Source organism: Herbaspirillum sp. FG34 (assembly GCF_057809315.1).
Genome location: NZ_JBMDJS010000011.1, coordinates 135,665 through 155,537 on the forward strand (window position 1 = coordinate 135,665; position 19,873 = coordinate 155,537).

The 19,873-nt window shown below is 62.0% G+C and carries 13 protein-coding genes; 4 read left to right on the forward strand and 9 right to left on the reverse strand.

What is annotated here, in order from left to right:
* Positions 1-177: 177 nt before the first annotated feature.
* The 3 genes from ACODSZ_RS15185 to ACODSZ_RS15195 form a co-directional block, all read right to left on the reverse strand.
* Positions 178-1,941 (reverse strand): allantoate amidohydrolase, encoded by a 1,764-nt coding sequence (locus tag ACODSZ_RS15185; RefSeq protein WP_488927925.1) that lies wholly within the window; start codon positions 1,939-1,941, stop codon positions 178-180.
* 255 nt (positions 1,942-2,196) lie between these two features.
* Positions 2,197-3,591 (reverse strand): nucleobase:cation symporter-2 family protein, encoded by a 1,395-nt coding sequence (locus ACODSZ_RS15190; protein ID WP_175345140.1) that lies wholly within the window; start codon positions 3,589-3,591, stop codon positions 2,197-2,199.
* A 283-nt stretch (positions 3,592-3,874) separates the two neighbouring features.
* Positions 3,875-4,819: a LysR substrate-binding domain-containing protein gene (locus ACODSZ_RS15195; protein ID WP_175345141.1), complete on the reverse strand. Its 945-nt coding sequence runs from the start codon at positions 4,817-4,819 to the stop codon at positions 3,875-3,877.
* A 504-nt stretch (positions 4,820-5,323) separates the two neighbouring features.
* On the opposite strand from ACODSZ_RS15195, the gene ACODSZ_RS15200 reads away from it, so the two are divergent.
* Together ACODSZ_RS15200 and ACODSZ_RS15205 are read left to right on the forward strand one after the other, a co-directional pair.
* A complete protein-coding gene (locus tag ACODSZ_RS15200) occupies positions 5,324-6,559 on the forward strand; it encodes a urate hydroxylase PuuD (protein ID WP_175345142.1) in 1,236 nt (411 codons plus the stop codon).
* A 33-nt stretch (positions 6,560-6,592) separates the two neighbouring features.
* On the forward strand, positions 6,593-8,221 hold the full coding sequence (locus ACODSZ_RS15205) for an HAL/PAL/TAL family ammonia-lyase (protein ID WP_488927926.1): 1,629 nt from the start codon (positions 6,593-6,595) through the stop codon (positions 8,219-8,221).
* A 121-nt stretch (positions 8,222-8,342) separates the two neighbouring features.
* Here ACODSZ_RS15205 and ACODSZ_RS15210 read toward each other — a convergent pair whose 3' ends face one another.
* The 4 genes from ACODSZ_RS15210 to ACODSZ_RS15225 all read right to left on the reverse strand — a co-directional run bounded on the left by ACODSZ_RS15210 (position 8,343) and on the right by ACODSZ_RS15225 (position 15,312).
* Positions 8,343-9,023, reverse strand: coding sequence for a Fe2+-dependent dioxygenase (locus ACODSZ_RS15210; RefSeq protein WP_175343583.1), 681 nt, complete (start codon positions 9,021-9,023; stop codon positions 8,343-8,345).
* Positions 9,024-9,179: 156 nt separating this feature from the next.
* The gene (locus ACODSZ_RS15215; protein ID WP_175343584.1) at positions 9,180-11,417 is read right to left on the reverse strand and encodes a catecholate siderophore receptor Fiu; all 2,238 of its coding nucleotides are present in this window, start codon (positions 11,415-11,417) and stop codon (positions 9,180-9,182) included.
* 443 nt (positions 11,418-11,860) lie between these two features.
* Positions 11,861-14,149, reverse strand: a complete 2,289-nt coding sequence (locus tag ACODSZ_RS15220; protein ID WP_488927927.1) for a catecholate siderophore receptor Fiu — start codon at positions 14,147-14,149, stop codon at positions 11,861-11,863.
* A 344-nt stretch (positions 14,150-14,493) separates the two neighbouring features.
* The gene (locus tag ACODSZ_RS15225; protein WP_008330712.1) at positions 14,494-15,312 is read right to left on the reverse strand and encodes a hypothetical protein; all 819 of its coding nucleotides are present in this window, start codon (positions 15,310-15,312) and stop codon (positions 14,494-14,496) included.
* A 242-nt stretch (positions 15,313-15,554) separates the two neighbouring features.
* On the opposite strand from ACODSZ_RS15225, the gene uraH reads away from it, so the two are divergent.
* Positions 15,555-15,908, forward strand: coding sequence for a hydroxyisourate hydrolase (gene uraH / locus ACODSZ_RS15230; RefSeq protein ID WP_488927928.1), 354 nt, complete (start codon positions 15,555-15,557; stop codon positions 15,906-15,908).
* Positions 15,909-16,006: 98 nt separating this feature from the next.
* On the opposite strand, the gene ACODSZ_RS15235 is transcribed toward uraH, so the two are convergent.
* Positions 16,007-16,567, reverse strand: coding sequence for a gamma carbonic anhydrase family protein (locus tag ACODSZ_RS15235; protein ID WP_008330708.1), 561 nt, complete (start codon positions 16,565-16,567; stop codon positions 16,007-16,009).
* 641 nt (positions 16,568-17,208) lie between these two features.
* Between ACODSZ_RS15235 and ACODSZ_RS15240 the strand changes: the two genes are divergently transcribed.
* Positions 17,209-19,542 (forward strand): TonB-dependent receptor, encoded by a 2,334-nt coding sequence (locus tag ACODSZ_RS15240; protein ID WP_488927929.1) that lies wholly within the window; start codon positions 17,209-17,211, stop codon positions 19,540-19,542.
* A 130-nt stretch (positions 19,543-19,672) separates the two neighbouring features.
* Here ACODSZ_RS15240 and ACODSZ_RS15245 read toward each other — a convergent pair whose 3' ends face one another.
* Positions 19,673-19,861, reverse strand: a complete 189-nt coding sequence (locus ACODSZ_RS15245) for a hypothetical protein (RefSeq protein ID WP_008330704.1) — start codon at positions 19,859-19,861, stop codon at positions 19,673-19,675.
* Between the last annotated feature and the right edge of the window lie 12 nt (positions 19,862-19,873).

Below are 19,873 nucleotides of genomic sequence, written 5' to 3' on the forward strand. Positions count from 1 at the left end.
TGGGGACCGTCCACACGGGCTCGCCTTCGGCATCGCCATTGTCTTCCTCGCCTTCGGCATCGCATTTGTCTTCCTCGCCTGCGGCTTTGTGCGGTCGGGTGCTCAAACTCCCGTTCGGACTGAGTAGCGGCACCGCCGCGTATCGAAGACGCGCCGCTGGCTAAATCATATAAATCATTAGCGCTTCGCCTCAAAGCTGCGCAGGAAATCCAGCAAAATCTGCCCCGAGACCTCCGCATCATCCGCCGTCATCGTCTCCAACGGATTGTGGCTGATGCCGCCATTGCCACAACGCGTAAACAACATGCAGACATCCGTCAGTTTCGCAATCGCCATCGCATCATGCCCCGCTCCGGAAGCCAACTCGAACGGCGTCACCCCCGCACGCTCCGTCGCGGCGCGCAACTGATCCATCAGCCACGGCGCACACGGCGCAGCCGGGGCGCTCAAGGTCTCTTCGAGCTTGAAGTCAATGCTGCGGCGAGTACAAATCTCTTCGATCTTGCCCAGGATGTCCTTCACCGCCGCAATACGCACTCCATCCTCGGCCGCACGAATGTCCAGCGACAACTGGCACGCGCCCGGAATCACATTCGTCGACCCGCGCGGTACCTGCAACTGCCCCACCGTGCCCACCAGCGCGGCATGCTGGTCCTGCGAACAACGCTGCTCCACAGCCAGGATGATCTCGGCCGCCGCGGCGGCCGCATCCTTGCGCATGTCCATCGGCGTGGTGCCGGCATGGCTGGCTACACCCTTCAATTCCACCAGATAGCGCGAGCTGCCCGCAATCGAGGTGACGATGCCTACCGGCAAATCACGATTGAGCAACACCGGTCCCTGCTCGATGTGCACCTCCACATAGCCCAGGATGTCGGCCGGGTCGCGCGCGATCTGCGGGATGGCCGCGACATCATGACCCGCCCTGGTGATGACCTCGCGCATGCTGATGCCATCCTTGTCCTGCAACTCCAGCAGCTTCATGTCGAAATGGCCGGTCACCGCATTGCTGCCCAGGAAGGTGCTCTTGAACCGCACACCTTCTTCTTCCGAAAAACCGATCACCTCAAAATGGAAAGGCAAGGTCTCGCCACGTTCATGCAAATGCTTCACCACGGCGATGGGCAGCAGGATGCCTTCGCGTCCATCGTATTTGCCCCCATTGCGCACCGTGTCGTAGTGCGAGCCGGTCAGCAGGGTCTTGGCCTGCGGATCCGTGGAAAGATATCGCCCCACCACGTTGCCGACCGCATCGATATGCACGTGCATGCCGGCCTCGCGCATCCATTGCGCAATCTGCTCTGCCGTGCGCTGGTGCGTTTCGGTGAGATAGGTGCAGGTCAGCGCTCCTTCGTCTTCGGACAAGGCGCCGATCTCTTCTGCCCACTGCATCACCATCGCGCCCATCGCCGGACGATGGCCCAGCAGGTCGTTGATGCGCATCTCGGCAATGCGGCCGATCTGGCGCAGGGCTTCACGCAATTCGTCTTCCGGCTGGTTGCGCAGGCGGCGGGCAAAGGTGGCGATGATCTGCTGGCGCGTGAGGCCCGCACCGGTGGGGCCCTTCACCGCAAGGATGAAAGGGAAGCCGAACTTTGCGTTGTAGTCGGCATTGAGTTGTTGCAGGCGGGCAAATTCTTCCGGGGTGCACAGATTCAATCCGGCCTTGGCTTGCTCTCCCGTAGATTCGGCGGTCAGCTCGCCGGCAATGGCGGCGCGGCCAGCCAGTTCGGGGTGGGCCCGGATCAGGCCCAGCTGCTCGGCGCGGCTGGCGTCGGTCACGACCTTGTGCAAGGCCAGCTTGAAGGCAGTCAGATTGCGGAAAGGACGCTGCAGCGCAGCCCGCTCGGGAATCCAGGGAGAGTGCTCGTAAATGCCGTGCAGGGCGGCGATGAAGGCCGAAGTCTCGGCTGCGTTCAGTTGTTCCAGTGTCGTCGTCATGTGCTGGCCGGTCGGCGCGCCGCCGGCTCCCTCGCTGTGTTCATGGGTGATGCCGCAAGTCGGCGCCGCCCCCCCCATCTGAAAATCAGGATTGTCGGTGCCGATTGTTGTCTGCGGCTGTCGTCTCACGCTCTGCGCCCAAGCCCGCCCGGTGCGGTCTGCAGCGCAGATGAGACTTTAAAACATCTTGGCCCGGATGGCATCAACGGTTTCATCTGGGCGCTATGCACGGCGGCATATCTCGCCGGCCGCGTTTCAGTGGTCCGAGCTCTGCGCCGCCGCCACCGCATAGCGGGCCACGTCCTCTTCGCTGCCACGGCCATTGAAGAACAGGTTCAGACCGACCGCCATGGCCGAGGCCAGCAGGATGCCGCTGTGGAAGATGGTGCCCAGCAGATGCGGCATCTTGTCGAAGAAGGTCGGGGCGACGATGGGGATCATGCCCACGCCAATGCTGATGGCCACGATGAAAAGATTGTTGCGGTTGCCGTGGAAATCGACCTTGGAGAGGATCTTGATGCCGGTCGCTGCCACCATGCCGAACATCACGATGCCGGCCCCACCCAGCACGAATTGCGGAATCGATGCGGCCACGTGCGCCATCTTGGGGAACAGGCCGAAGGCAATCAGGATCACCCCGGCTGCCACGCAGACGAAACGGCTGCGAATGCCCGTCACGCCGACCAGCCCGACATTCTGCGAGAAGGAGGTATAGGGGAAGGTATTGAACAGCCCCCCGATCACCGTGCCCAGGCCATCCACGCGCAAGCCGCTGGCCAGGGTGCGGTCGTCGATGCGGCGGCCGACGATGTCGCCCAGTGCCATGAACATGCCGGTCGATTCGATCATGGTCACGATCATCACCAGGCACATGCTGATGATGGAGGCGATGTCGAATTGCGGCAGCCCATAGTGAAAGGGCTGGATGAAGGCGAACCAGTCCGCCGCATCCAGCCCGTCAAAGCTGATCTTGCCGAGGGCAAAGGCAATCACGAACCCGACCACCATGCCCATGAGCACCGAAATGTTGGAGATGAATCCCCGTGTGTACTTGGTGATGAGCAGGATCGAGACCAGCACCACCGCCGCAATCGAGAGCGACAGCGGCGAGCCGTAGTCGGGATTGGGGACCTTCACGAAGACCCCGTCGACCAGCTTGCCGATCACCGGTTGCCCACCCGCCGCCCAGTTGATCCCCACGCCCATGAGCGAGACTCCGATGACGGTGATGACGGTGCCCGTCACCACCGGCGGGAAGTAGCGCATCAGCTTGCTCATGTAGGGCGAGGCAAGGATACAAAAGACGCCGGACGCAATCACGGCCCCATAGATGTGCAGGATGTTCAGTTGCGGGTCGTTGGCCATGGCGACCATCGGCCCCACGGCGGCGAAGGTCACGCCCATCATCACCGGCATGCGGATGCCGAACTTCCAGATGCCGGCACTCTGGATGATGGTCACCAGGCCGCAGCAGAACAGGTCGGCACTGATGAGATAGGCAATCTCGGACTTGGGCAGGTTCAGCGCGCCGCCGATGATGAGCGGCACGGCAATGGCGCCGGCATACATCACCAGCACATGCTGCATGCCGAGGGCAAAGAGCTTGAATAGGGGTAGGCGTTCATCCACCGGATGGCGAGCGGCTTGCATGGGGTTGTCTCCTGGTATTTTTTTATCGATGGAACCTGGCATGTGACCGCGCCCGTATTGTGTCTCCGTGTTGCCAGGAGGGCGTGCCTTGCCGCTTGAAGGTGGTTCCGGCCCAGTACCGTGTTCCGCGTCTTGGTGCTGTCTTTGTGCGGATACCGGCCTGTTGCTGGCGATACTAATGCAATCCGGTCAGTGCGATATATAAGTCCCGGCATACCGGCAGGCGCGCCGCCGATATATGCCGGACCGCCCGTTTCCTTTGCCGCAGCGGCCCGGCACCGGTTCAGGCGCGGCCCTGCGCCATCATCTTGGCCGCCGCGCTGACCTGGGCGCGCAGCCATTTGTGCTCGGTCGCCTGATGCACCCGCTCATGCCACAGCTGGTAAAAACGCAGGGGCGGGAACTTGATCGGCACCGTGTAGCTTTTCAGGCCCAGGAGCTTTTCGTAGAAGCTGGCGAACTGCTGGCCTGCTGTGAGCACCAGGTCGGTTTGCGCCACCATGTAGGGCAGCATGCGGAAGTGCGCCGATTCCACCACCACGTTGCGATGCAGGTTCTGCTTTTCCAGGAAGGTGTCGATGGTGCCGTGGTAGCCGGGCAGGATCTGCGAGGGCGCTGCATGCGGCAGCGAGAGATAGTCCTCGATGCGCATGGCATCGCGCGCGGTGCGCTTGGCATAGGCGCAGTCGGCGCGCATCAGGCAGACGATGGGATCATCGAACAGCTTGGAGAGATGCAGATGCGCAGGCGGTTCGTCCCAGTTGGCAATGACCAGGTCCAGTTCTCCATCCGAGAGCAGGCGCACGTAATCGGTATCCGGCCCCAGCGCATGGATGACGATGCGGCTACGCGGCGACTCGCGGCGCAGGCGGGCGATCACTTCGGTGAAGAAGGGCGTGTTCATGTAGTCCGGCGCGGCAATGTGGAAGGTGCGCTCCTCCTCTTGCGGTACGAAGGCGGTCTTGGGCACGAACAGGCGTTCGGTCTCGTCGAGGATGCGCTTGGCCGGTTTCAACAGGCTCTCGCCATGCTGGGTCGGGACCATGCCGCGCGCACCGCGCACCAGCAGCGGGTCACCGGTGAGTTCGCGCAGCTTGCGCAGGGAGGCCGAGATGGAGGGCTGCGGCTGGTTCAGTTTCAAGGCCACCCGCGAGACGTTTTTCTCGCACAGCAGGAGATAAAGAATACGGATGAGGTGGATGTCGAGATGGTCAGGCAGCCTGGACATGGGAATGTCTCCGGGGTCTTGTGGTGCGGGACAGGTGACGGTTTTTCGTTCACTCTGGGGCGGCTGCATCGGGGCAGGCGCATTATCGTTGTCGTTTTCCCAGACCGGCTCGGGCGGCGGCCTGGCGGGATGCGAGCGCAAGCGTCCCACATCCAGGGGGCATTTTTGTATATCGTCATTCGTATGTCAAATATACGTTGATGACCATGTTTTGTGCAGTCCCCGCGTTTATCGTTCGTGCAACCGTCCCGCATCAGCAGGGCGGCTTAGAACAGATGGCAAAAGCCATCGGGTCGTAGCGGCAGCACGACGGGAGACCAGGCACGGCACCATCACGGTGCCCGCGCTTCCCGGCGCGCGGGAAGCCTTCACTCCACTCATCCAGTCGTTGCCATGGCATGCGCATGGCGGGGGAAGACTTTCATGGCGGCCCATTCCTGAGGCAATGCCTCGCCTGTCCGGAGTAGGTCGCGGTGGCGGACAGCAATCCTGCGTGGGGAAGACATGGAAGCACTCCTGGTTTCATATGGCATCGACTGGGCCAATCTGCTGGTCCGCTGGCTGCATCTGATCACGGGCATCGCCTGGATCGGTGCCTCGTTCTATTTCGTCTGGCTGGACAACTCCATCCGCCCGCCCAAGCCGGGCAGCGATCTGGAGAAGAAGGGCGTCTCCGGTGAACTGTGGGCGGTGCACGGCGGTGGTTTCTACAATCCGCAAAAGTATCTGGTGGCCCCGGCCGAACTGCCCGAGGAATTGCACTGGTTCAAGTGGGAAGCCTATGCCACCTGGATCACCGGCGTGGCCATGCTGTTCATCGTGTATTACTTCAATGCCTCGGCCATGATGGTGGACAAGTCGGTGGCCAACCTCACCGGTCCGCAAGCAGTGGGCGTGGGCATCGGTACCCTGGTGCTGGGCTGGATCGTCTACGACCTGCTGTGCAAGTCGCCACTGGGCAAGCGCGAAGGGCTGCTGGGGCTGGTGATGTTCGTCTTCATCGTGGCGGTGGCCTATCTGCTCACGCACCTGCTGTCGGGCCGCGCGGCCTATATCCACGTGGGCGCGATGATCGGCACCATCATGGTCGGCAATGTGCTCATGGTCATCATCCCGGGGCAGCGCAAGCTGGTGGAGGCAATGAAGGCGGGCCGCTCGCCGGATCCCGTCCATGGTCGCAAGGGCAAGCAGCGCAGCGTGCACAACAACTACTTCACCCTGCCCATTCTGTTCATCATGATCAGCAACCACTATGCGATGACCTATACGCACGCCCACAGCTGGCTGGTGCTGGCGGCGATCATGGCGGCCGGTGTGCTGATTCGTCACTTCTTCAATTTGCGACACAAGGGCCGCGTGGTGGTGGCCTATCCCATCGCCGGCGTAGCCCTGTTGCTGGGCGTGGCGGTGGCGATTGCGCCGCGTCCGGTGACGCCCCTGGCGGCACCTGCTGCTGCGGGTGCGGCACCGGTCGCTGCCGCCGCACCGGACTTCGCCCGCATCCAGGCCATCATTACCCAGCGCTGCGCCAGCTGCCATTCGGACAAGCCGACCCAGGCCGGCTTTGCCACCGCCCCGGCGGGGATGATGTTGCAGACGCCTGAGCTGATCCGTCAGCACGCGGCCAAGATCTTCCAGCGCGCCGTCCAGACCAAGGATATGCCGCTGGCCAACATGACCCAGATGACCGATGCGGAACGCGCTGAAGTCGCCGCCTGGTTCCAGGCCGGGGCCAAGTAATCGCACACGATCATGTCAGAGAGAACTCATCACATGCACACCATCACCATCGACGGCTTCAACCTCACCGCCGCGCAAGTCCTCAGCGTGGCCCGCGCCCCGCACCTGAAGGTTGCACTGGCCGATTCCTCGCGCAGCGCGCTCAAGCAAAGCCGCGACTACATCGAATCCACCTGGATGCACGATGAAGCCCCCATGATGTACAGCTTCAACACCGGTGTGGGCTTGCTCAAGGACACGCGCATCAAGGTCGAGCACATCGAGCTGTTCCAGACGCAACTGATCCGCGCGCACAGCGCAGGCATCGGCGAGCCCTTCTCCGAAGAAGTCAGCCGCGCCACCATGCTCTTGCGTGCCAATGCCTTCGCGTCGAATTATTCCGCACCGCGCGTGGAAGTGGTGGATCGCCTGCTGGCCTTCCTCAATGCCGGTATTCATCCGGTCATGCCGCAGAAGGGTTCAGTCGGTGCCTCAGGAGATCTCGCGCCGCTGGCTTATCTGGCGGCGGCCATTGCCGGATTCGATGAGGCCGAAGTGATGTATCGCGGCCAACGTATGCGGGCCACGCAAGCGATTGAGCAAGCCGGTGTCGCTCCGGTGAAATTCGACCTCAAGGCCAAGGATGCTTCGGCCCTCATCAATGGTTGCACCGCCTCGCTGGCCGTGGCCATCCTGGCGGCCCACGATGCACGCCACCTGCTCACCGACGCCTGCCTGTCGCTGGGGCTGACGCTGGAAGCGATGCGGGCCGAGATGTCGGCCTTCGATCCGCGCATTCAGATGGCGCGTCCGCATGCGGGGCAGATCAAGACGGCCGAAGTCATCCGCACTCTGCTCAAAGGCTCCACCCGTACCACGCATGAAGCACGTGCGGTGCAATTGCCCGATGAACTGCGTCGCACCGATATCGCTTATACCGCGCGCATCCAGGACGTCTATTCGCTGCGCTGCGCACCGCAAGTGTATGGACCGGTCTTCGATGCACTGGACTACATCGATACCATCATCGGGAAGGAGATCAACTCCGCCACCGACAATCCGCTGATCTTCAACAAGGAAGAGGGCGAAGGTTTCGAAATCATTTCCGGTGGCAACTTCCACGGCCAGTATCTGGCGCAGGCCATGGACTTGCTGGCCATGGCCATCACGGACCTGGGCAGCATCTGCGAGCGCCGTATCGCGCGGCTGATCGATCCCACGCTGTCGTGGGGTTTGCCCCGCAACCTGATGAGCGGCGTGCGTGGTGTCAACACCGGTTATCCGGTGGTGCAATGTTCGATGAGTTCGCTGGTGATGGAAAATCGTACCCTCTGCATGCCGGGCAGCGTCGACAGCATCCCCTCCAAGGGCAATAGCGAAGATCATATTTCCAATTCGACCTGGTGCGCGCGCAAGGCCATGACGGTGGTGCAGAACACGCAATACATCGTCGGCGTGGAAATGCTGTTGGCCGCGCAGGCGCTGACCATGACCGAAGAACTGCTCAAGGACTTCACGCTGGGACAGGGCACGCAGGCGGCGTATGAGGAGATCCGTCGACAGATTCCGGCCTGCCTGGAGGGCGATCGCTGGTTCCATGATGATGTGCAGGCAGCGCATGACTTCGTGGTCAGCGGGTCGGTGCGGCAGGCGGTGATGGCAGCGATCGGGCGCTTCGTCTGATGCGATGCTGACGGAAAGCACAAGGGCCGTCCGGGTAACACCGGACGGCCCTTGGTTGCTGGCATGACGGGAACGTCAAATTTGCATCAACGATATAAATCAAATAAAAAATTGTTGGAAATCAGACATCGGCCCACTGTCGCAACAGATTGTGATAATGCCCGGTCAGCCCGACCACTTCCTCACTATCGCCCAGCTTCTGGCGCAGGCTGTAGATATTGCGGTCCAGTTCGAAGAGCATGCTGCGCCGCCAGTCGTCGCGGATCATGCTCTGGGTCCAGAAGAAGGAGCACACGCGCGCCCCGCGCGTGACTGGTTCCACCCGGTGCAGGCTGGTGGAGGGATAGACGATCAGGTCACCCGCCGGCAACTTCACTTCGTGCGTACCATAGGTATCGACCACGACCAGTTCGCCGCCGTCGTATTCCTCAGGGTCGCAGAGAAAGAGCGTGGAGGAGACATCGGTACGCAGGCTGCCCGCTGCGTTGGGCAGGTTGCGCACCGAACCGTCGACATGCAGACCATAGTGTTCGCCGCCCTCGTAGCAGTTGAACAGCGGCGGCATGGTCTTCTTGGGCAGGGCGGCGGCAAAGAACAGCGGGTTGCGGCGCAATGCGTCGAGGATGATCTCGCCCAGCTGGAAACCCAGTGGCGAGTGCTCCGGCAACTGCCGGTTGCGCTTGACGCGCGCGCCCTGGTCGCCCACCGTCTCGCGGCCATCGACCCAGCCGGCACGGTCGAGCTCGCTGCGGATGTGGCGCACCTGGTCGGCGCTGAGAACGGCGGGGATGTGCAGCATCATGATGAATTTCTCCTGTCGCTAATGAAAAGGCCCCTCCCGTGAAGGAGGGGCCGTCAAGTCTGGCTGATCCATGACTGGACTCAGTGGGCAGCCTCACTTTAAGCAAGACCGGCAGTGACGCAACTGAGGCAGATCAAGTCATCGCGAGGCGCTGTCTCAGAACTTGAAGTTGGCCGTCAGTGCCACCGAACGCGGCGTGCCCGGGGTATAACGATAGCCGCTCTTGTTGATGGCCGCTACGTAGTCCTTGTCGAAAATATTGTAGATGTTCAACTGAAGATCGACGTTCTTGTTCACCACGTAACCCATCATGCCGTCGAAGACCCAGTAGCTGTTGGCGTACTTGGGGGTGCCGACGGCACCATCGGTGCCGCGCAGCAGCGAGCTGACGTAGCGCGCACCACCCCCCACGGTGAAGCCATGCGGCAGGCGATAGGACGCCCACGAGGTGAAGGCCTGCTTGGGGGTGTATGCCAGGTTGTTGTCACCGGAGGCGGTGACGATGGCGCCGTTGTCGACCTTGGTGTCCATCCAGGTATAGCCGGCCGCCAGCGACAGATTGCTGGTCACGTCACCGGTCACGCCCAGTTCGATGCCCTGCACGGTCTTCTTGCCGGTCTGGAAGTATTGCAGCGAGGTCGGATCGCGCTCGACTTCATTGGTCACTTCGGTATGGAACAGGGCGGCGGTGACGGCCAGCTTCTTGTTCAGCAGATCCCACTTGGTGCCCAGCTCGGAAGTCTTGGTCTTTTGCGGTGCGTAGTTGCTGTTGGCAGCGCTGTTGGCCGAGGCCGACAGGGCGAAGTTGCTGCCGCCCGGCGGCTGCTGCGACGTGGCATACAGCGCGTAGATGCTGCTGTAGTCGGTGGGCTTGTAGATGGCGGCCAGCTTCCAGTTGAACAGGTTGCCCGAGGTCGACAGGTTGGTGATGGTGCCGGCGGCGTTGGCGTAGTACGTGGTGCGATAGTGGTCCTCGCGGATGCCGGCATTGATCGCCCAGTGCTCATTGAACTTGATGGTGTCGAACAGGTAGGCCGAGACGGTGTCGGTCTTGCCGTCGTTGTAGCCGGTGGCCGTCATCGTGTAGGTCTTGGGATCGTTCGGATTCGGGTTGTACAGGTTGGCCACCGAGAGCGTGCCGCTACGGGTGAAGGACAGGGCATGCTGCTTTTCTTCGGTGAATTCCACCCCGCCCACCAGGGTGTGCTTGAGTCCTCCCGCCTGCAGGTCGGCGGTGATGTTGGTCTGGTTGGTGATGATCTCGTTGCTCTGGTCCTTGCGCGTCGGATTGGAACGCGAAATGGTCCACGCCGATGGATTGCTGGCCGACGGGGTAACCAGGTTGGCCGAGGTTCCCATGAAGGAGGTCAGCAGGTAATCCTGGCTGGTCTTGGCATAGCGGGTGGTGTTCTGCAGTTTGACGTCGGAGGAAAAGTCATGTTCCACACGCGCCGTGAACATGTCGGAGGTGACCTTGTCGTAGTCGCCCGAGAGGCCGTAGAAGTTGGACGAATCCACACGCGCCGCACCGCTCAGGAAGGAACGTGAGCTGTCCGGCGAGGTGTAGCCGGGCAGGCCGATGGTCGGTACGCCGCCATCTGGAACGTTGTCCTGGTCGATATGCAGGTAGTTCAGGAATACGCGGGTCGGGCTGTTCAGGCCGAAGGCCAGCGAGGGCGCCACGCCCCAGCGGTCGTTCTTGACTTCGTGACGGCCGGGTACGCCGCTGTCCTGCTTCATCAGGTTCAGGCGCAGGGCGATGCCGCGTTCTTCATCGACCACCTTGTTCCAGTCGGCGGTGGCGCGCTTCTGGTTCCAGCTGCCGTAGGTGGCCGAGGCATTGAAGAAGTTGCTCATCTCGGCCTGCTTGGTGACCAGGTTGATCGAGCCGGTCGGCGAGCCACGGCCATTGTCGGTCCCCGCGGGTCCCTTCAGGACTTCCACCTGCTGGATGTTGAACATGTCGCGCGAGATCGAACCCAGGTCGCGTACGTTGTCCACGAAGATGGCGCTGGAACTGTCGAAGCCACGCATGTAGATGGCGTCGCCGGTATTGGTCGAGCCGTTCTCGCCGAGATAGAAGGTGCCCACGCCAGGACTGTTGCGCAGGGCTTCGGTCAGGGTGGTGGCGCCTTGCTGGTCGATCAGCTGCTTCTTGATCACGGTCAGGGTCTGCGGGGTATCGACCAGCGGCTGGCTGTACTTGGCCGAGGAAGCCTTGTCAGCCTTGTAGTCCGATTCCTGGGTGGCGGTCACTTCGACCTTGGGCAGAGCGCTGCTGGTCTGGGCATGCACGCCCACGGCGGGCAGCAGCAGGGCGCCGGCAACGGCAGCAGACAGGCGGGTCGAGGCAAACGCGGGTTGTGCGTGCTTGCGGCTCTTGATGTAACTCATGGCTTGGTTCCGAGAGAAATTGTTGAGGGTTCTCTTGGCTGGCTACGAGTCGAACGGGCAATCGCGTGGTCAGAAATGACCTGGCAGGCTCCGCCGCAATGGCTGGCGAGGTTGTCTTTTTGTGTATCCCGTATCGGTCTTTTTTGTAACGAATTGAATCAGGATGCTTACAATTATATACATATTGAAAATAAAAGTGATTCTTATTCCTGAAAAAGTTGGCATGTAGTCTATTGTCACAGCCGGTCGGATGCGGTCAGCAGTCCGATGGTCCGCGCGGGCTCGGGCATGGCGGGCATCGGCAGGATGGCTCGGCATGTGGTGAGGAAAATACACCGTGCTCCTGCCGTTTTGGTCAACGTGATAAATGATTTGCAGGAAGGCGTTGCAGGAAGGGGAGACGGGGGGCAGTGGCGGCAGAACGCCGCCACCGGAGGAAGTCATCAGAAGCGGAAGTTGCCCGTCAGCGAGACGGCACGCGCACCGCCCGGGGTATAGCGGTAGCCGCTCTTGTTGATGGCGGCGGCGTATTGCTTGTTGAACAGGTTGGTGACATTGAACTGCAGCTCCACCGTCTTGTTGATCGCGTAGCTGGCCATGGCATCGACCAGCCAGTAGGCATCGGTGCGGGTGGGCGTGCCCACGGCATTGGTGTCCGTGCCGCGCAGCAGGCCGTCGGTGTAGCGCAGACCTCCACCCAGCGCCAGGCCCGGTGCCGCGCGCCAGGTCGCCCATGAGGTGAAGGACTGACGCGGTGCGTAGGCCAGATAGTTTTCGCCGCTGGCGGTGGCCACACGTCCCTGATTGACCCGGCTGTTCATGCGGCTATAGCCGGCGGTGAGCGAAATGTCAGGGGTGATCTCGCCGGTGACGCCCAGCTCCACGCCGTCGGTACGTTTCTCTCCGATCTGGAAGTAGGTATCGGCCAGCGTTCCTGCCTCGATTTCATTGCTCACGTCGGTACGGTACAGCGCCCCGGTCACGGCCAGGCGACGATTGAGCAGATCCCACTTGGTGCCGAGCTCGGCGGTGCGGGTCTTTTGCGGCGCGTAGTCGGGGTGCGACGGGTTCCGGCGGCTGGCGCTGAGGGTGATATTGTTGCCGCCCGGCGGTTGCTGCGATGTTGCCAGCAGGGCATAGACGCTGCTGTAGCTGGTGGGCTTGAAGACAGCCGCCAGCTTCCAGCTCAGCAGATTGCCCGAGCTCGAGAGTTGCGTGAGGCTGCCCGAGGCGATGCCGGTGAAGGAGGTGCGGTAATGGTCCTCGCGCAGCCCCAGGTTGAGCGACCAGCGCTCGTTGAACTTGAGGGTGTCCAGCACGTACAGCGAGACGGTATCGGTCTGCCCTTCGTTGCTGCCGGTGGTACTGATGCGCACCGCTGATTCGTCAAAGTGCGGATTCGGCTGGTACAGGTTGGCATAGGGGCGGAAGCCGTCCGTACCGAAGGACAGCGAGCGCTGGCGTTCACGCGTCAATTCCAGCCCGCCGACCAGCGCATGACGGATCCGCCCGGTCTGCCATTGCGTCGTGACATGGGTCTGGTTGCTCATGATTTCGTTGGCCTGATCGCGCCGGGTAACGATGTTGCGAGCCAGCAGCCAACTGCTGCGATCAGTGGCCGAAGGCGTGATGATGCCGGTCTTGAAGCGGCCGCGGTCGGATCCGGTGGCGATGAAGGAGGCCAGACGGTAATCCTGGTCGGTACGGGCGTAGCGGGTGGTGTTGTGCAGCTTGAGTTCGGGGGCGATATCGTGCTCCACCCGCAGCGTGTACATGTCGGCATTGACCCGGTCGTAATCATCGCGATGGCCGTAGTAATTGCTCGGATTCACTTTGGGTGCACGGGAGATGAAAGGTCGAGCAAGATCAGGCGAACTGTAGCCGGGCAGGCCGAGGGTGATCACGCCGCCATCGGGCCGGTTGTGCTGCTCCATGTGCAGGTAATTGAAATAGATGCGGGTCGGCGTGTTCAGGCCCCAGGCCAGCGAGGGGGCGAAGCCGTCGCGGCGGCTGTGGACTTCGTGACGGCCAGGTACACCGCTGTTCTGCTTCATCAGGTTCAGGCGCAGCGCCAGGCCCTGCTCGGGGACCAGCACCTGGTTCCAGTCGACGGTGAGGCGTTTCTGGTTCCAGCTGCCATAGGTGCCGCTGGCCGTCACCGCGTCGGTCAGTTCGGGTTGCTTGCTGACCAGGTTGATGGCCCCGGTCGGCGAGCCGCGTCCGTTGTCGGTACCGGCGGCGCCCTTGAGAACTTCCACCTGCTGCAGGTTGAAGACGTCACGCGAGATGGCGCCCAGGTCGCGCACGTTGTCCACGAAGATATTGCTGGAGGCGTCGAAGCCGCGCATGTAGACCGTATCACCAGTGCTGGTGCTGCCGTTCTCGCCGAGGAAGAAGGTGCCCACGCCGGGGGTATTGCGCAGGACCTCGGTCAGGGTCGTGGCACCTTGCTGTTCCATCAGCGGACGTTTGAGGATCTGCAGGGTCTGCGGGGTATCCACCAGCGGCTGGCTGTACTTGGGTGAGGCCGATTGCTCGGCCTTGTAGGGGGAGTCCTTGACGGCATCGACCTGCACGGCAGGCAGTTGCGCACGGGGTGACTGGGCCTGCGCAGCGACCACCGGCAGCAGCAGGGCGCCGGCGATGGCAGCCGTGAGACAGGAAGGCGTGGAGGCAGCGGAAGGGGTGGAAGGAGTGGAGATAGGGTGCTTGCGGCTCTTGATGAAGCTCATGTCAGGTTCCGAGAGTAAGGGTTGCGAAAACTCTGGGCTGGCAAAGAGCGGTATCCGGCGCGATATGAAGCTTTATGCAGAAAAGCGGGAAGCGCGGTCGGGCAAGGGCTGGCGGGGAGAGGTCAGGAATATCCGGCCGGACGGACAGACATGCCGGGAACGGATCCTGACGAGTATAGGAAGCGGGGCGAAAAAAAGAACTCCTGAAAATTTCGATTTTTTGCAGGAGTTTTAAAGCGCGCTATTTGAATCGGGGAACTCGATTTTTTTCAATCAGAATAGTCTGAATCCTGGAAGAAAAGAATGAGCCCCCCTGGGCGGATCAGGCGCGGATCAGGCGCAGATCAGAAGTGATATTCGGCACGTACCATCGGCGTCTTCGCCAGCGAGCCGGGGACGTTGCCGGGGTTGCCGAACTTGTTGCGCCAGTACTGGTATTCCAGCCCCAGACGGAAGGTGTTCTTGCCCAGGCCCATGGCGGTGCCGACGTCGTACATGAGCTGCCCGTCGAAGTTCAGTTCGGGGGCGGTGGCACCGCCGAACTCGTTCTTGCCCTTGGCGGCGATGTAGTTCATGTAGCCTTCGAAGGCCCAACCGGATGTACCCAGGGGAATGCCCCAGGCCAGGTTCAGCATCGGGTGGGTGTCATAGCGGTAGCGGCTGCTGACGCCCTTGGGTTGGTTGCTCTCGAACAGTGCCAGCACGCTCACGTTCAGGAAGCCCGGCACATCCATCATCAGGGTCGGGCCGATGACCCACATGCGCTTCTTGGAGGCGTAGCTGTTGTCATTCTTGGTGTTCCAGTCCAGGCCCAGCGTCAGGCCCACGCCGCGCGCCGGTCCGAAGGACAGATCGCGGCCGCTGATCTTGCCCAGGTCCAGCGTATGGCGATAGGTGAGATAGGCTTCCTGGGCGTTGTCATCCTTGCGGTCCGACATCAGCAGGTCGACGTTGAGGAAATTGGTGCCGTACTTGTAGCCGCTGGCATGCTGGAAGTTGAGGATGTTCTTGCTGATGTCCTGCGAATTGTAGGGTTCGGCAAAGCGGGTGCCGTAACGATAGCCGATCGAATTGTCGGACCAGTCGGCCGCCAGCGTGCTGCCGCCGGTCACGAGCAGGACGCCGGCAAGCAGGCCGTGTCGGCGCAGGGATGAAATGGGCATGGTGTCTCCTCCAGTGATGGATGTTTATTGATATAAATGATTTAGGATTTTCTGGCCTTGATGCCGCAGCCGTGATCCGCGCACCGGATGTGGACTCCGGTTTGGCAGGGGGTGACGCGGTAAGGCATTATGTCCGCTGCGAGGATGGCCGGTATAAGCGCACTCGTATAGGCATCGGCGGGCGGCGGTATATCATCGACCCCCAGGACGACTCATCTATCACAAAGGGAAAGGACAGCAACATGGGCAAACTGAGCACGCACGTGCTGGATATCACCAAGGGCAAGCCGGGCGCGGGCGTGAAGCTGGCGCTTTACGCGGTCACTGCCGAGGGCAAGACGCTGCTCAAGCATGCCGTCACCAACAGCGATGGCCGTTGCGATGCGCCGCTGCTGGAAGGTGAGGCCCTGCTGCCCGGCAAGTACGAGCTGGTATTTGCCGCCGGCGAATATTTTGCGGGGCAGGGCGTGAGCCTGCCGGAACCGCGTTTCGTCGATGAGGTGGTGATCGCCTTCGGTGTGGCCGATGCCAGCCAGAACTATCATGTGCCGCTGGTGGTCTCGCCCTGGGCCTATTCCACTTATCGCGGCAGTTGATGGGAGGCGCCTGAATCATCGACTGAAGCGATAAATGAAAAATCCGGTCTTCACGCCAGAAGCCGGATTTTTTTTATGTCATCGGCAGGAGGCAGGGTTCAGAACTCGTTCTGCAACTGCTTGTAGCCGCGCACCAGCTCATTGTTGGTGCGGGCCACATCTTCGGAGAATTCCGAGGCGGCCACCGTTACGCGCGGGATGGTGGCCAGGTCGGTCTTGGGTCCGATCCGTTCGGTGGACGGCACGTAGAATCCCGGCGGCAGGTCGCAACCGTCGACCACGGCATTGTGGCGCACCACGCAACCGGCGCCGATGCTGCAATTGAAGAGCACGCTGTTGAAGCCGATGAAGGCACCATCGCCCACCGAGCAGGGACCATGCACGATGGCGCGATGGGCAATCGAGGTGCGCTCGCCGATGGTGACCGCAGCGCCCGACTTGGAGTGGATCACCACGCCATCCTGGATGTTGGAATGGGCACCGATGACGATGGGCTCCATCTCGCCCTGGTCATCGACTTCGTCGGCGCGGATCACGGCATAGGGGCCGATGAAGACATTCTCATGCACGATCACCTTGCCGCACAGGATGGCGGTGTGGTCGACATAGGCAGATTCGTGGACTTGGGGCCGATGGCCGGAAGGGTTGCGGCGAAGCATGGATGGGGGTTCTCCTGATGATGCGGGTGAAGCGGATCGTGCTGACGCGGCCGGTGAGCACGGCGTCGCTGGCGTGGCACGGACGGGCCGCCTGCGAAGCATTGACTCGCATTGACCCGGCCGTGCTCAGGCGGGTAGCGATCATACCCTGTTTGGGTGGTGGACGGACAGCTGGCCATGGGGCAGCGCCTTGCAAAGATCGTGCGTGGTGGCGGCGAGCTGCTCCGCTACAGCGGGTGCGCGGGCTTGGTCTTGTCGTGATTGTGATGGCTGCTCCGGATGTTTTGCGCGACGGTAGAAGCGCTCGCATGCGCGCAGCGCATTTGATTTGGATTAAGGGAAGGGGCCCGGAAATCGGGTCCAATCTCACCTCCTCTCTGTTGTATTTGCGGGCTGCGGCAATATGTCGCAGCCCATTTTTTTTGTCGGTCGGCGTGGCTAACTGCTTGTGTGCAAAGGATTTTTTCCGGGCATGCGACACGCTCTTGCCGGCCGGCAGCAGACTGGCCGGAGCGCGGCGTACAAGCTGCGTGATAGATTGCGCCGATGAAAAAAACAGGGAGTGCGAACGTCACGGCGGTCGCGGGTGCGGCTGCGCGCGCTTCCCTCACGATACCAAGAAAAATCCGGACATCCTCGCCATGAACACGCTGCTTGTTTCTTCCCCATCCTCGTCATCTCGCTCGCCGTCGCAGTCATCTTCCCGGTTCATTGATCTGCGTCCCTCGCCCTTGCTCCTGGCCGTGCTGTGCGCCTGGAGCGGCAGTGCACTGGCACAGCAAACCGGGAGCGAGACTGCCAGCAACGAGCCAACGGCCTTGCCGACCGTCGAGGTGCACGGCAGCGGATCGGTCGCCGAGCGCAAGCAGTTGCCGCAGACCACGGCCAGCGTCACTGCCGACACGGCCGCCGACAGCGTCAACGTCACCGACAGTTCGGATGCGCTCAAGTATCTGCCCAGCCTGTCGGTGCGCAAGCGCTACATCGGCGATACCCAGTCGCCGCTGGCCACCCGCACCACGGGTGTAAACGCCAGCGCGCGCAGCCTGATCTATGCCGATGGCATCCTGCTCTCGGCGCTGGTGAACAACAACAACGGCAATGGTTCGCCACGCTGGTTCATGGTGGCACCGGAAGAGATCGAGCGCATCGACGTGATGTATGGCCCCTTCGCGGCCGAGTATCCGGGCAACTCCTACGGTGCCGTGACCGAGATCACCACGCGCATGCCACAGCAGTTCGAGGCCAGCATCAAGGCGCAATACGCGCAGCAGGATTTCAGCCATTACGGCGCTTCCGGCACCTATCGCGCACAGGAATACAACGTCGGTCTGGGTAATCGCAGCGGGCCCCTGGCCTGGCGCTTCTCGGTCAATCACCTGGACAGCTATTCGCAGCCGGTGACCTACATCACCGCCGCCAGCGCACCGGCCGGCACCACCGGAGCGGTGCCGACGCAGGATCGCACGGGCAAGAATCTCTACGTGCTGGGGGCCGGCAATCTCACCCACACCGTGCAGGATACGGCACGGCTGAAGGTTTCCTATGACTTCACGCCGGCGCTCACGGCGACCTATACGCTGGGCTTCTGGCAGAACCAGGCCCATGCCAATCCGCAGAGTTTCCTGAACAATGCCAGTGGCGCCACGGTCTATACCAGCAGCTTCGCCAGCAATGACGTAGACCAGCAGCAATGGATGCAGTCGCTGGAGCTGCGCAGCAAGACCGGTGGTCAGTGGGACTGGCAAGTGGCCGCCTCGACCTTGTCGGCGTCGCGCGACCTGACCCGCACCTCTACCACAGCCTTCCCGGCCGGCCAGAGCGGCGGCGCCGGTACCATTGCCGATGCCAGCGGCACCGGCTGGAGCACGGTCGACGCCAAGGGCATCTGGCGCCCTGCGGGGAGTGCCCAGGTCGTCAGTTTCGGTGCGCATGTGGATCGTTATACCCTGGCCACGCCCACCTGGAATACCAGCAACTGGATCAGCGGCGGCAATGGCACGCTGGCCTCGGACTCGCGCGGCAAGACCGAGACCTCGGCGCTGTGGGCACAGGATGTGTGGCATCTTGCCCCAGCACTCAAGGCCACGCTGGGGGCGCGTTACGAATGGTGGCGCGCTTTCGATGGACGCAATGTGTCGACCTCGGGCAATACCGTCTTTGCGGTGAACCAGCCGCAGGTCAGTCACAACGGGCTCTCGCCCAAGGCTTCGCTGGCCTGGGCCTTTGCCGACGACTGGATGGCGACACTCTCGAGTGGCCGCGCATTGCGCTTCCCGACCGTGGGCGAGCTGTACCAGAACGTGCTGCTCAATGGCGTCTATCTGCAGGCCAACCCCAATCTCAAACCGGAGAAAGTCTGGTCCACCGAACTGGCCATCGAGAAGCAGTTGCCGCAAGGGCGGGGAAAATGGCGCGTGTCGCTGTTTGAAGAGCGGGTATCCGATGCGCTGATCTCGCAGACCTCGACCATCGGCAGCGGCGTGGCCTCCTTCACGCAGAACGTGGATCGCACGCGCCAGCACGGCATCGAGGCCGCCTTCGAGCGCAACGATCTGTTCATGCGCGGCTTCTCCCTCAATGGCAGCGTGACATGGGTGGATGCCCGCATCCTGGACAACAGCAGCTATGTGGCCACCACGGCCGGTGCCACCTCGGTCGGCAAGCGCACGCCCTATGTACCCGAATGGCGCGCCACCCTGGTGGCCAGCTACAAGCCCGATGACCGCTGGACCTATACGCTGGCGGGGCGATACAGCGGACGGGTCTATGCCACCGTCGACAATACCGACATCAACACCCACACCTATCAGGGCTTTGATGGCTATACGGTCTTCGACGCCCGTGTGCGCTATCGCATCGACCGTCACTGGAGCGCAGCGCTGGGCGTGGACAACCTGACCAACCGGGATTATTTCCTGTTCCATCCCTTCCCGCAGCGCACGGTCTTTGCCGAGCTGAAATACGATTTCTGAGCGGAGCGTGGGGGAGTTGATGCCCTGGCGTGTCTTGCGGCTGGCCGGGCAGACCGGAGGGGATCCGGCTGCCGGTGAGGTGGAAGGGAGTTGAGAGGAGCTTGAGACCCGGTGAGGTCGAAGCGCCCGCTCAGCCGTTGCGCGCCTTGTCGATGGTTTCCCGGGCGGCTTCCATCAGGGCAGCCGGTTCCGGGGCGTCGGATTGCAGATAGGTGTTTTCCAGCGTGACCGAGAGATTGCTCATCTTCTCCGACAGTTCCGCCAGCGCCACGCTGAGCTCACACATCAGGGCCGAGATATTTTTGGGAGACTGCGTCATTCCGTTTTCCTT